This is a genomic window from Wolbachia endosymbiont of Pentidionis agamae, assembly GCF_036711655.1.
Lineage (GTDB): Bacteria > Pseudomonadota > Alphaproteobacteria > Rickettsiales > Anaplasmataceae > JAZHPY01.
The window spans coordinates 1-13,356 of record NZ_JAZHPY010000016.1; the positions used below are offsets into that span (position 1 = coordinate 1).

General features: G+C 31.1%; 11 protein-coding genes and 1 tRNA gene. 8 read left to right on the forward strand and 4 right to left on the reverse strand.

The features are described 5' to 3' along the window. Positions 1–57: 57 nt before the first annotated feature. Positions 58–1,902, reverse strand: coding sequence for an ATP-dependent zinc metalloprotease FtsH (gene ftsH, locus V6U76_RS01605; RefSeq protein WP_333023278.1), 1,845 nt, complete (start codon positions 1,900–1,902; stop codon positions 58–60). Between the two features lie 149 nt (positions 1,903–2,051). On the opposite strand from ftsH, the gene V6U76_RS01610 reads away from it, so the two are divergent. From V6U76_RS01610 to V6U76_RS01640, 7 genes are all read left to right on the forward strand, one after another. Continuing rightward, entirely contained in the window at positions 2,052–4,085 is a 2,034-nt protein-coding gene (locus tag V6U76_RS01610) for an ATP-dependent DNA helicase RecG (protein ID WP_458695389.1), read from the forward strand. 104 nt (positions 4,086–4,189) lie between these two features. Then, positions 4,190–4,262: transfer RNA gene (locus V6U76_RS01615), tRNA-Gly, on the forward strand. Between the two features lie 69 nt (positions 4,263–4,331). After that, the gene (gene ruvA, locus V6U76_RS01620) at positions 4,332–4,901 is read left to right on the forward strand and encodes a Holliday junction branch migration protein RuvA (RefSeq protein ID WP_333023280.1); all 570 of its coding nucleotides are present in this window, start codon (positions 4,332–4,334) and stop codon (positions 4,899–4,901) included. Further along, on the forward strand, positions 4,898–5,860 hold the full coding sequence (gene ruvB, locus V6U76_RS01625) for a Holliday junction branch migration DNA helicase RuvB (protein WP_333023281.1): 963 nt from the start codon (positions 4,898–4,900) through the stop codon (positions 5,858–5,860). The genes ruvA and ruvB overlap by 4 nt, the downstream gene beginning before the upstream one ends. 90 nt (positions 5,861–5,950) lie before the next feature. After that, the gene (locus V6U76_RS01630) at positions 5,951–6,784 is read left to right on the forward strand and encodes a hypothetical protein (RefSeq protein ID WP_333023282.1); all 834 of its coding nucleotides are present in this window, start codon (positions 5,951–5,953) and stop codon (positions 6,782–6,784) included. 107 nt (positions 6,785–6,891) lie between these two features. Then, entirely contained in the window at positions 6,892–7,095 is a 204-nt protein-coding gene (locus V6U76_RS01635; RefSeq protein WP_333023283.1) for a hypothetical protein, read from the forward strand. A gap of 182 nt (positions 7,096–7,277) precedes the next feature. After that, positions 7,278–7,871: a hypothetical protein gene (locus tag V6U76_RS01640; protein WP_333023284.1), complete on the forward strand. Its 594-nt coding sequence runs from the start codon at positions 7,278–7,280 to the stop codon at positions 7,869–7,871. 708 nt (positions 7,872–8,579) lie between these two features. Here the strand turns inward: V6U76_RS01640 and gltX are convergent. From gltX to V6U76_RS01655, 3 genes are all read right to left on the reverse strand, one after another. After that, complete coding sequence (gene gltX / locus V6U76_RS01645; protein WP_333023285.1) at positions 8,580–9,914, reverse strand: glutamate--tRNA ligase; 1,335 nt, start codon at positions 9,912–9,914, stop codon at positions 8,580–8,582. Positions 9,915–10,095: 181 nt separating this feature from the next. Beyond that, a complete protein-coding gene (gene tatA, locus V6U76_RS01650) occupies positions 10,096–10,269 on the reverse strand; it encodes a twin-arginine translocase TatA (RefSeq protein ID WP_333023286.1) in 174 nt (57 codons plus the stop codon). An 11-nt stretch (positions 10,270–10,280) separates the two neighbouring features. Further along, a complete protein-coding gene (locus V6U76_RS01655; protein ID WP_333023287.1) occupies positions 10,281–11,300 on the reverse strand; it encodes an ABC transporter ATP-binding protein in 1,020 nt (339 codons plus the stop codon). A 145-nt stretch (positions 11,301–11,445) separates the two neighbouring features. Here V6U76_RS01655 and V6U76_RS01660 point away from each other — a divergent pair, with 145 nt between their 5' ends. Continuing rightward, a complete protein-coding gene (locus tag V6U76_RS01660; protein ID WP_333023288.1) occupies positions 11,446–12,828 on the forward strand; it encodes a TrkH family potassium uptake protein in 1,383 nt (460 codons plus the stop codon). Positions 12,829–13,356: the final 528 nt, after the last annotated feature.

Genomic DNA, 13,356 nt, shown 5'->3' on the forward strand with positions numbered 1-13,356 from the left:
CATAAAAATATAATTTCTCCAATTAAGCTGTTTTTATTATTTTTTGAATAATCCTTATTAGGATAGGGACGATTGTTTAATTTTTTCATCACCTTGATCTTCATTTCTAGTAATCTTTTTACCATTTAATATATCTTTTATATCATCTCCTGTGAGAGTCTCAAACTCTAGCAAATTCTGTGCTATAAGATCAAGGTTATCTCTATGTTCAACCAAAATGCTTTTTGCCTTATCATAGCAGGAAGATATAATACGCTTTACTTCTTCATCTATTAATTTTAAAGTTTCATCAGAGGTAATGTCATGGCCCTGATATGGATTTTGTTGTTCACGTCCATGATATACAAGCCCTACCTCATCACTCATACCCCATTTTGTCACCATAGCACGTGCAAGGCTAGATGCCTGCTTTATATCTGACGATGCTCCGCTTGTGATTTTATCATAACCAAATACAAGTTCTTCTGCAACTCTACCACCCATAGCCACCACTATATTTGTTATTATTCCTTCTCTTGTTTCTGATACTCTATCATCTTCTGGGAGTCTCATTACTAACCCTAAAGCTCTTCCTCTTGGAATGATTGTAGCTTTATGTATAGGATCAGAAGCAGGACTATAAAATGCCACCACTGCATGACCAGCCTCATGGTAAGCAGTTAATTTCTTTTCTTCCTCTTTCATCACTAATGAACGTCTCTCTACACCCATCATCGCCTTATCACGCGCATACTCAAAATCATCCATTGTAACAATTTTTTTATTTCTTCTTGCTGCAATTAAAGCTGCTTCATTAACTAAATTTGCAAGATCAGCTCCGGAGAAACCTGGTGTACCCCTCGCAACTGTTTTAATGTTAACATCTGGTGCTATTAAGATTTTTTTTATATGAATATTTAATATTTTTTCACGTCCATTAATATCAGGCAATGGAATAGTAATTTGACGATCAAAACGTCCAGGCCTCAGCAGTGCAGGATCCAGAACATCAGGACGATTGGTAGCAGCAACTATTATTACGCCTTCGTTAGACTCAAAACCATCCATTTCTACTAAAAGCTGATTTAAAGTTTGTTCTCTTTCATCATTTCCTCCACCAAGACCAATACCACGATGTCTACCTACAGCATCAATTTCATCTATAAATATTATGCAAGGTGCATTCTTTTTTCCCTGATCAAACATATCTCGTACTCTACTTGCACCAACACCAACAAACATCTCTACAAAATCAGAACCAGATATACTAAAAAATGGTACATTCGCTTCACCAGCAATCGCACGCGCAAGAAGAGTTTTTCCAGTTCCAGGAGGACCTATCAAAAGGCAACCTTTCGGTATTTTACCACCTAATGCTTGAAATTTTTGCCTATGCCTTAAAAATTCAACAACTTCTACAAGCTCTTCTTTTGCTTCATCTATACCAGCAACATCATCAAATACTATTTTCTTTTTACCATCTGACATTAATCTAGCTTTAGATCTACCAAAGTTTATAGTCTTGTTTCCTCCTACTTGCATTTGTTTGAGAGAAAAAAACCATATAACTATAAATATAATGACAGGAAGTAGAGAAATTATTGTACTTCCTAACACACTAATTATTGACTCACCAGTTGAGAAAGAAAACTTTACATGCTTATCATGAAGACTTCTTATGAGGTCACTATATATCAAGCCAGCAGCATAAAAACGTGAACCATCTAACAATCTACCTTCAATACTCTGGTTTTTTATTATGACACTTTCTATATCACCTGAATCTAATTTATTTAAAAATTCTGAAAATGGCATATTAGTTTTACCTATATTTACAATTTCTCCACTAAATTGAACATAAGCAACCGAGATAAAAACAATAATTCCCAACCATATTAATAAACCTTGGAATACTCTTTTCATTTAAACAACTCTATATTTAACTTTGCTAACTAGTTTATATAATTTTTTTTAATTATACTATGAATAATTACAACATACGAGGTATAACATCCTACTTATTAGCATTAAATTTTTATAAAATCCTATCGTTTTTTATTGATAATCCTAATATGTATAAAGAGCAATTGGACAAATTAAAACTTCTAAATACTGACTTGGAAAATATACCTAGGTTTCATGTAATAGCACTTACTAAACTTTGTGGAAGTATAAAAATAAAAGACCTATTGTTTTATAAACCATCTAGCTATGTCGATAGAAGCAAATCTTTATTAAATGCAGAAAGTGGAGAAATTATAACTTTCATTGCCAAAGTTCTTGAACATAATCCTCCTAGAAAGAGAGGAACCCCATATAAAATAATTGTTGAAAATGATAAAAGGTATGTAAATATAATTTACTTTGATTACTCAGTTAAGTATCTATATAAGTTATTTCCTATCGGAGCTACGTTAGTTATTAGTGGCAGATTTGAAAGGTTTGCTGAGCACTTGCAGATTACTCATCCAGATTATGTATCAGCTAATGTGAACGAATTTAAAGAAATAGCATGCATAGAAGCAGTATATCGGCTAAGCCGTGGTATCACTAATAAAAATGTTAAAAATATAATAAATTCTTGTGTTAAGCGGCTACATGACTTGCCGGAATGGATAGATAGTACACTGATAGAAAGAAAAAAGTGGCTTAGCTGGAAGGAAAGTATTACCAAGCTACATAAACCAGAAGCGCTAATTGAAGCAGAGAAATCTAGGAAAAGACTTGCTTATGATGAACTGCTTGCATATCAATTAGCTCTAAAGTTTGCAAGAAAAAACAAATTACAGAAGAGAAAACAGGAATTTAAAATATTAAATAAGCATAGAGGACAAGTCTTAAAAGCATTATCATTTCAATTAACGGATGACCAAATTAAAGCAATAGATGAAATATCAGAAAAACAAAAATCTGAATATTGTATGGTAAGCCTGTTACAAGGTGATGTTGGTAGTGGAAAAACTATAGTTGCGCTTTTCGCTATATTAAATGCAGTAGAAAATAACTTGCAGGCAGCTTTAATGGTTCCAACAACAATTTTAGCAGAACAACATTATAGCTTGATTGAAGAAATTTTATCTTCAACCAGCATAAAAGTTGCGCTTTTAACTAGTAAAACCAAACGAAAAGAAAAAAAGATTATTATAAATGAGCTTGCAAATGGCATGATAAACATAGTAATTGGCACTCATGCGTTATTTCAAGATAATATTTTATTTAAAGACTTAGGACTTGTAGTAATAGATGAACAGCAAAGATTTGGCGTAATGCAAAGGAACAACTTGATATGGAAAGGAGAAAACACAGACATACTTTTTATCACGGCAACTCCAATTCCAAGAACTCTGCAGCAAGCAATATATGGTGATATTGAATGTTTAACGCTTAAAGACAAACCTAAATGCAGACTGCCAATAAAAACTGTGACTATTAGCATGAAAAGAACAGCAAATGTTATTAAAAATCTGAAAGATGCTATAGATAGAGGTGAAAAAGCATATTGGATTTGCCCTTACATAAAAGAAAATCAAGATATTGCTGCAGTAGAAATGCGCTTTCAAGAATTACAAAAAACTTTTACTGATAAAATTGGAATGGTACATAGCAAGTTAACAGAAGAGCAAAGAGAGCAAGCCATGTTTTCTTTCAAAAGAAATGACCTTTTCTTGCTTGTTGCAACAACTGTGATAGAAGTTGGTGTAGATGTGCCAGATGCAACTATTATGATTATAGAAAGTGCAGAGCAATTCGGATTATCTCAGTTGCATCAGTTAAGGGGTAGAGTAGGGAGAGGAAACAAACCTTCATTTTGTATACTTTTATATAATATTTTAAATAAGAACTCATATTTAAAATTTAAAATCATGCGTGAATCGCAAGATGGATTTTATATTGCTGAAAAAGATATGATGATAAGAGGAGGAGGAGATACTTTAGGTACTAAACAATCTGGACATATGGAATTTAAATTTGCTGACATTTATAAAGATCGAGAGCTGTTAAACCTTGCATGTAATAATGCAAAAAATATTATGAATGTAATAGAAGATCATCCTTTAAAGTTGCTGCTTAATATTTTTAACTATATAAGTAAGTTTTTAATATAAATTAATAGTAGAATATAGTGTGAGGATATGAATACACAATACAAAAGAAAAATTTTTCTTTTACAAGTGGCAATAATTTTTTATAATTTAAACTAAGTAATTCTGCGGGAATAGCTCAGTTGGTAGAGTATAACCTTGCCAAGGTTAGGGTCGAGGGTTCGAACCCCTTTTCCCGCTCTTTTTACGGACCAAAACTTAGGATGGTATGTAGTAATACTACATAATGGCTTTACGTGTACTTCAAAAATGATAGCAAGTTTAAATGGAATAATAGAAGAAATAAGTAGTGATCATGTAATTTTAAGTGTGGGTGGAATTGGTTATATTGTATACCTTTCATCAAAAGCTTTAAGTGTATGTAATATTGGGAATACAATTAAATTATTCATTGAAACCTATTCGAATAGTAGAGAAAATACTTCTCAGTTATACGGATTTGTCGATAAAGAAGAGCAGTTATGTTTACGGTTACTTATTAAAGTCAATGGGGTGAGCTATAAAACTGCAATATCAATTTTAAGCAAACTAACTCCAGAGCAACTATTCTCAGCAATTATCAATGAAGATAAAATATTACTAAAAATGAGTGGTTTAGGCTCAAGACTTATCACACGTATTATTACTGAATTGTATGACAAAGTGAGTAAATTAAATATAAGTAAAAGTAATTATCCAATTAAAGAAGATGCTGTTTTAGCTTTAGTCAATCTTGGATATGAAAAAGTACGTGCTTATGAAGTAGTGAGAGGAATACAAGATAAGTCACCAGAATTAGATATTCAAGATATTATTCGCATGGCTTTGAGAACTTTATGAGCTCTATATTATCTAGTGATAAGAAGGAAGAAGATATAAATATTAGGCCTGAAAGATTTGATGACTTTATAGGGCAAAAAAATCTGATACAGAATTTAAAAATATTTGTAGATGCTGCAAATAAAAGATCTGAACCTTTAGATCATGTTTTATTATTTGGTCCGCCAGGCCTAGGTAAAACAACCTTGGCCCATATTCTTTCTAAAGAAATGAGAGCTAGTTTTCGTGCAACTTCTGGTCCTCTCCTCAATAAAGCAGGGGATTTAGCTGCAATACTAACAACTTTAAATACAAAAGATGTATTATTTATTGATGAAATCCATAGGCTAAACCGCACTATCGAGGAAGTTCTATATACTGCTATGGAAGATTTTCGTTTAGATATAATAATTGGTGAAGGACAGTCTGCACGCACTATGAGAATCGATTTGCCAAAATTTACATTAATAGGTGCAACTACAAGGCTTGGTTTACTTTCTGGGCCATTAAGAGATAGATTCGGTATTCCTCTTCATCTTGAATTTTATTCTTTTGTAGAATTGATTAGTATTATAGAAAGAGGTGCAAAGGTTTTTGCTATTGAAATTGAGAGGAGTGCTGCTGAAGAAATTGCTTCTCGTGCACGTGGTACTCCAAGAATTGCTTTAAGGTTACTAAAAAGAATAAGGGATTTTGTAGAAGTAAGTGGTGATAGAAAAGTTACTTATGAAATAACCCTTTCTGCACTGACAAGACTTGGTGTTGATAAGATGGGTTTGAATAAATTAGATGTAGATTACTTAAAATTTTTATTTAACACATCTGGCCCAGTTGGTATTGATACCATATCTATTGCACTATCAGAAGATGCTCTCAATATTGAAGAAACTATAGAACCTCATTTAATAAAAATAAGTTTTATAAAACGCACTTCTAGAGGACGAATTCTTACTGATAAAGGGAAAGAGTATTTAGTATAAATCTTTGCTACAAGCCATCGCGTACTACTGACTTGCATTTTTACTTTAATTATGATAAAATTATCAGTTATTATTATATAATAAATGAATATGGAGAGGGAAAAGCAATTTACGATGTACGAAAAAAGAAATTTCACACTATATCAAGATATGTATGGTGGGTTGCTTGTGCTAATGGAAAGATCTTTTAAAGAAACAGAAAAAGAAATAAGACAGAAAATAACAAAAGAAATAGAAGCAGGAAAAAAAGTAACAGAATTAAAAGAACAAATGAGTCAATTAAAAAGACAACAAGAAAAAATGAAAGTACTAGAAGAGAATGCCAATAGTCCAGATCTTAAAGAGCACTATAAGAAGATGACTGATAAGAAAAGTGCTGATATTTTTTCTTTCATATTTAATTCATGTATGAAAGGTGATTTTATTTCTAATAATTTAGCAATGAAGGAAGAGTTTTTCAAAGTTTTGTTTTTTCCTCATTACCTTCTGTTCATTGTTCAGGAGCTTCCTAAGATTCTTAAATTTGCATTCTATCATGAGCCGTCTGCAGATTGTTTTATCAATGCAATGAAATGCTCGATATCAGAAGAAGCAGGAGATACCCAGGAAGATCAGAAGCGCAAGTATAATGATGTGAAAGCTGCTTATGAAAGAGATTATGGATCTGAGATACTAAAACTTTTAGAGAAGTTAAAGGAAATATGTGATAATAATTCCTGTACTGAACAGTTTTTTAACTTGATGATAGATATTTGGAGATTTATGGAAAAAATTCCATTGCTAGTAAAAGATATAAAAAAAGAGTCAGCTCTTAAAGCATGTAAATTGATACAAGATGAACAACATGATAAGGAAGCTGCTGATATACTAAACGCACAGAAATCAAAGAAAAAAAAGAAAAAGTTAGGTTTAAAAATGTTGTAAAATCTGATCAAACATCAGAGAATCAAGCAATATCTCCAGGAGGAGATGTTAAAAAAGAAGACTTATGTCAAGTACTAGGTGCAGATGAAGAAGAATTGCATAAGCAGTTGTTAAGATGGCGTGAAGATTTATTACAGTTAATAGATTCAAATTTTGATGATATAAATAAGGTAAAGGAACTTAGTAAAGAAATAAATGAATCAGTGCTAAAATTTGAAGATGAAAATATTCCTTGTAATGGTGAGAGCAAAGCATGGTTATACATTATTTGGATAGATTTTAATATACTTCATGCCCCCAATCTCATATAAGAGCTTACAATAGTAAATATGGTAATATTATCAAGCGTACTAAAGATCTTTTTGGCACTCGTAACTTTAATCGTGAATGTAATAAATTTATTACTGAAAATAAGACTGATATTAGGTCCTTTTTAAAATATATCGACAGTTTTTTTAAAGAAGCAGCTTCAAAGATAAAAAAGCTATCTCTCTTGGTAAACAGCAATCAAAATTCAAGTTTTGAAAGTAATTTTGCATTTACAGTCATTAAAGGAAATCATTATGAATTATTAAAAGATCATCAAGATTCCATGGAAGAACTCTACAAGTGGAAAGAAAATAAATCAAAGGCCGTAATGGAACTTGGTATACGAACTAATCGTAGTGAAAATTCAAGGGAAGAAGAAAGAGAGTTTTTTGAGCAAATTGACTCATCAAGAGAAAGAGTCTCTAAATTTATAGAGTTTTCTGAAAAATACAAAGTCATGATACATAAACATTGGTGTCCTAAACGTGATCAAAGAACAGAACAAGCACACCCTAAAGAGATGAGTGAATGTAGCTGTGGTATTGAATGTAAAGATGAGATTGCCAGTAATGCAGTAGAGAACGTCCTTAGTAGCCCACAAATATCACAAGCACTTCCTGAAAACAGTATGACATATAATGTTCCATATGATTATACCTATAATGAAGTAGGGGTCTTGTATAATGCAGCAGGAGTTGTATATCATCCAGTAGCTGTTTTGTGTAATACACAAATATCACAAGTATATCCTGAAAAGAATAACGGCATAGGTATGTAGCTATGAATTAGAAATTTGATAAGAGAAGTTGAACAAAAACGTGGAAGTAGGATGCTGAAATAAGATATCAGCACTTCTGATTGTGCAATTGCTTGCAGTGGAATTTTAACATAGAACCTTGAGGACAATTTATAGCTGGAATATACATTTGGCAAACAGCGTAAAATGACAAGAAATTCATGATATTTTGGTTAAGAAGGAAGAATAATGAAAAAGTTAAAATCCATCAGTATATAATTGATAGTGAAGACAGATTAAAAATGGAATCCCAGAGATTATGATGCGAACAAAAAAATAAAGGGCGAAAGCGTTACATTGTAAGATACAATTGGCCTTATTGATCGCAGCTTATGTACAACAGCATTCAAGATCGTGTAGGAGCTTTTGGTTAATGCAAGAATTACTACATTAAAGAGTTTTTTGCATACGCAAGGATACTATTTATAGTATTAAAATTAATGTTAAGGTACTTATTTACAGCCAAAAAGCTCCTGATATTAATGGATTTGAGATTATGGCAAGGCGCGCTGTTGGTGATAATTGAAAGAACTTTTGCTGAGCTATCAAATTTCAGTTATATGAGTATAAACTCTCTCCTTTTACTTTAAACACTATTACTAACATTATATTGTGTAAATTAGCTCATTCTTAAATTTACAGACAGGTTGTAATGCTATTGCATTTGTCATCAAATGCAAATATGAGAAATCACACAGCAAAGCTGTTATTATTTAATCTTGCCACTACAGCTTCTCTACCAATTAATGGCAAAAGTTTTGCAAGCTCTGGTCCATTTTTTTTTCCTGTAAGTATCATTCTTAACTGTAAGAACAAGTCCTTAGTTTTTATATCAACCTTGTTTTGTATAGCTTTTACCCAGTCTGATAATGTATTCTCATCCCAGTTACCATAAGGTAGAGAATCTAATATTACTTTCACAAATGTTCTGTCAACTTCCATGGATTGAATGTCTTGTGTGCATATTTTCCACCATTCAACAACATCAGAAAATCTGCTAATGTTACTTCTCACAGAATACCAAAATCTAGAAGAATCGATCTGCACTTGACTCAATCGATCTTTCACTACCTCAAATGAAGTTTGTTGAAGAATTTTACCATTTATTCTATATACATCATCTATGTTAAATTTAGTAGATGCAGAATTAATTTTTTGTATATCAAATGTATCAACTAGAGATTGTAGACTCGTATAAGGCTCTATTGAATCCGATGTACCAATCTTTGTTAGATAACTATTAAGAGACATTGGTTCAATTCCATAATCCTTAAAAGATTCCACAGTAAGACCACCATCTCTTTTTGAAATTTTGTTGTCATCAAAATATAGCAAAGGTAGGTGAGAAAATATTGGAGTGTTACCTTTTAATGCTCTGATCATCTGAATTTGCACTGCAGTATTAGTTATATGATCTTCTCCACGTATAATGTTAGTGATATTACAGTCGATATCATCTATTACTGAAGGTAACATATAAGTGTAACTTCCATTGTTTCTTTTTATAATAGGGTCACTAATACTACTCATTACAATTCTAATTTCACCCTTTACTTCATCTTTCCACATTACATCTTGATTGTCATCAAGCTTGAATCTAAAGTAAGGCTTACGCCCTTCTTGTTCATACTCATTCTTCTCTTGCTCTGATAGAAACAAACCACTTCTATCATAGATTGGAGGTAGCCCTTGTGCTAATTGCAATTTTCTTTTTATTTCTAATTCCTCTATAGTTTCGTAGCACGAATAAATATGCCCACTTCTTATCAAGTGAGCAAAAATTTCATCGTAATGCTTGAATTTTTCTGATTGTCTAAAACTCACATTCCAATCTATACCAACCCACTTCAGATCTTCTTCAATAGCTTGAATATATTTATTATCAGAACGCTGAGCATCAGTATCATCAAAACGTAATATAAATTTACCACTTTTTTGACGTGCATAAATCCAACATATTAAAGCAGTGCGTAAATTCCCTACATGCAAATAACCAGTAGGACTTGGTGCAAATCTTGTAAGCATTTTAATAAAATAATATAAAATACATAAAATAAAGCTTTTTATTATACCTTACTTACTGTCATTTTTCTAGTAAAGAGGTTAAACATCTAATAAAAATATGAACATTAAAATCACTACTTTGCAAGAATAAATAAGCTGAAAGAGTAGCATACCTTAAGTTGCATGCTACTCCATAATAGCACTAACGCTCTGTTTTATCTTTTATCGATGAAAAGTCCTTATCGTCCTTAAGCTCATTCTTAAGATTTTTTATTCCTTTTCCTAAATCACCCATAATTTGCGATAACCTTCCCGTACCGAATAATACAAGAATTATCATTAAAATTAAAAACAATTGCCATGGGCCTAAACTCATACTCACCTCCATTAGTTTTTAAACATTAATACTTGATTAAAATCAAGAGATATATATATTACATCACCTTTACTACAAGACAATATATCAGGCAACCTCATTAGATATAACTTTTTTTGTACATTGATACATGTCACATTATTAAATAATTTTATATCTTCAATCACTGCTTCTATATTACTATGATTGTTTAATAAAATAGCTTCAGGCCTAATCAATACAATTACATTATCATTATTTTGAAATTGACGTGCAGGTATCTTACCAAAAGGAGACTCTATATAAGAGTGTCTTACAGTAGCATGAAAGTAATTATCTTTATTGAAAAATTTTGCTAGGATATGATCCTTAGGCTTAATGTAAACATCATTAGGATGTCCTGATTGAATAATTTTACCATCCCTCATAACATATAGGAAATCTGCTACTTCTAGAGCCTCTTCCGGGTCATGAGTCACCATTAACACAGGAATATTTTTTTCTTTGAATAATGATAATATATACTTTCTTATTTGAGATTTTAAAATTATATCTAAATGTGAAAATGGTTCATCAAGAAGTACAACTGTAGGATTTTGTGCCACTACTCTGGCTATAGAGACCAATTGCTGCTGACCTCCTGATAATGCACTAGGATAGAAATTTTCATACATTTTTATATTTAATGTATCTAAAATATCTAAAGCAACTTTGTGTCTCAAGTTTTTAGGAAATGTTTTAATAGCAAACATTACATTTTCCACTACTGTTTTATGAGGAAACAGAGAAGGGTGTTGAAATATTAGCCCAACATTACGTTTTTCTATAGGAACATGTTTATTATCACTTGCAACCAATCTGTCATTTATAATGATAGAACCTGATTTCACTTTTTCTATTCCAGATATTAGTTTTAATATTGTTGATTTACCACAGCCAGAGTGTCCAAGTAAACAAGTGATATTTCCATTTTCTACTTTTATATTGATTTTGTTAAGAGCAAAGCTAGTATTGTTATGATAGAAATAGAAAACATCTTCAAGCTTCAGCATATTTTTTATTAACTCAAACGATATAAGTAGTATAATAACATTATATTAATGCAATGTATAAGTATTTTTATTCAAGGTAAAAGTGCAGACTCTGCGTTTGATCATGTCTATTATTGGAGTGCTTTTATTATTACTTAGTATAATAATGACAATTCCTATGAATGTTAATTATTACCTAGGTTATAATTGGGAAAATTTCGTTATTGGATCTATCATTACAAGTTTGTCAGGAACCTCTGCTTTCTTATTTGGCAAGCTGTCTAAACCACAAGGTACAGCTATATTCATAATAACTTCTTCTTCTTGGAGTATTTTATCAATATTTGCCGCAATACCATTTTATTTCGACAACTTAAGCTATATTGATTCATTGTTTGAAGCTATATCAGGAATAACTACTACTGGAGCAACTATACTGAGTGATATTGAAAGCAAATCCCCTGGAATTTTACTATGGAGAGCAATATTGCACAGTATAGGAGGATTTGGAATAATTGCAGCAGGAATTGCAATTTTTCCTTCATTTAAAACTCTTGGTCTTAATAATCTGCTTTATTCTGAATATTCAGATGCACTCAAACAAAGGTTACCAAATATAAGAAGTGTAGTAATTAATATTACACTTATATATTATGGCTTAATTTTTTTCTGCATTTTCTTCTATTATATGGCAGGTATGTCGTTCTTTGATTCCATATGTCATGGAATGTCGACTGTATCAACAGGTGGTTTTGCTAATTATAATGATGCTATTGGACATTATAACAGTGCTAAGATAGAAGTTATAACTATCATTTTTATGATTTTAGGTTCCTTGCCATTTTTAAGTTATTTAAAAATAATAAAGAGTTTTCACATTTATTATGATGAGCAAATATCTTTTTTTATTAGAATCATTATTTTTTCTTCTATATTTGTTTGTATATGGACATATTTTAATGTATCAAATGTAAGTCAAACTTTAGGCTTCAGACGTGCTATATTTACAAATGTTTCCATTATTACATCAACAGGTCATACAATTTATGATTATACACAATGGAGTTTTGTTTCCATTTTAACATTTTTTCTCTCTTTTATTGGAGGATGTGGTGGTTCTGCAAGTGGTGGAATTAAAGTCTTCCGTATTATTATATTAATAAAATTAATAAAAAACTATATATATACTATATTAAAGGAAGAGAAAAATCTTGAAATAAGCATTAATAATAAAATTTTAATGGATAAAGATATTCGCTCTGTTTATATGTTCTTCTTGATATATATTATGACATTTGCTGTCTCATCAGTAATTATGTGTTATATCAGTAAATCCGATTTTCTTACTAGTATTAGCTCAGTTTCTGCAATGCTAACAAATTTAGGTCCAGGGTTTAGTAAATTTATAGGTCCTGATGGTAATTACTCTATCTTCAGTGATCTAGCAAAGTTATTCCTATCTTTTCTCATGATCCTTGGTAGGCTAGAGATATTACCAATTTACATTTGTTTTTTTAGTCTTTTCTCAAAAAAAATAAAAGAAATATAAAAAATGCACTACATAAATAAAATATACTTTGCTAAGCACTTTGTTGCAAAAGAAGTTTTTTTCTGAGGTGTTAATTTGATATCTTGCATAACTGTACTAAAAATTGTAAAGACAGAGTAGTTGGGTTTACTGAGGTTTGAAAAAATAAGCAAGTTGGAAAAAGTCAGGAGTTTCGTCAATTAATGTGAGTGAAATGCGGCATATTCAACAGAGTGATAGAAATTTTAATAGCAGAAGGGGCTAAGAACCTATTTAAAATCTCGAATAGAGGAAGTAAAATAAGAATAGATTTAAGAAAGAGGTATATCTATGCAAAAAATTATCCAAGTTATGTAAATAGAGAACAATTTAAAAAGATTAGGCCGATTTTGGAGAGCAACAGAAATAAAACGAGACCAAGAAAACTTATGATGTGTTGTGTGGAGTGTTGTACATTCTGAAAAGTTGATGCCAATGGAGGATGTTACCAAAGGATTTTCCAAAATTGGAAAACATATATTTTCAAAAATGGAATAATGGAGAAGAACC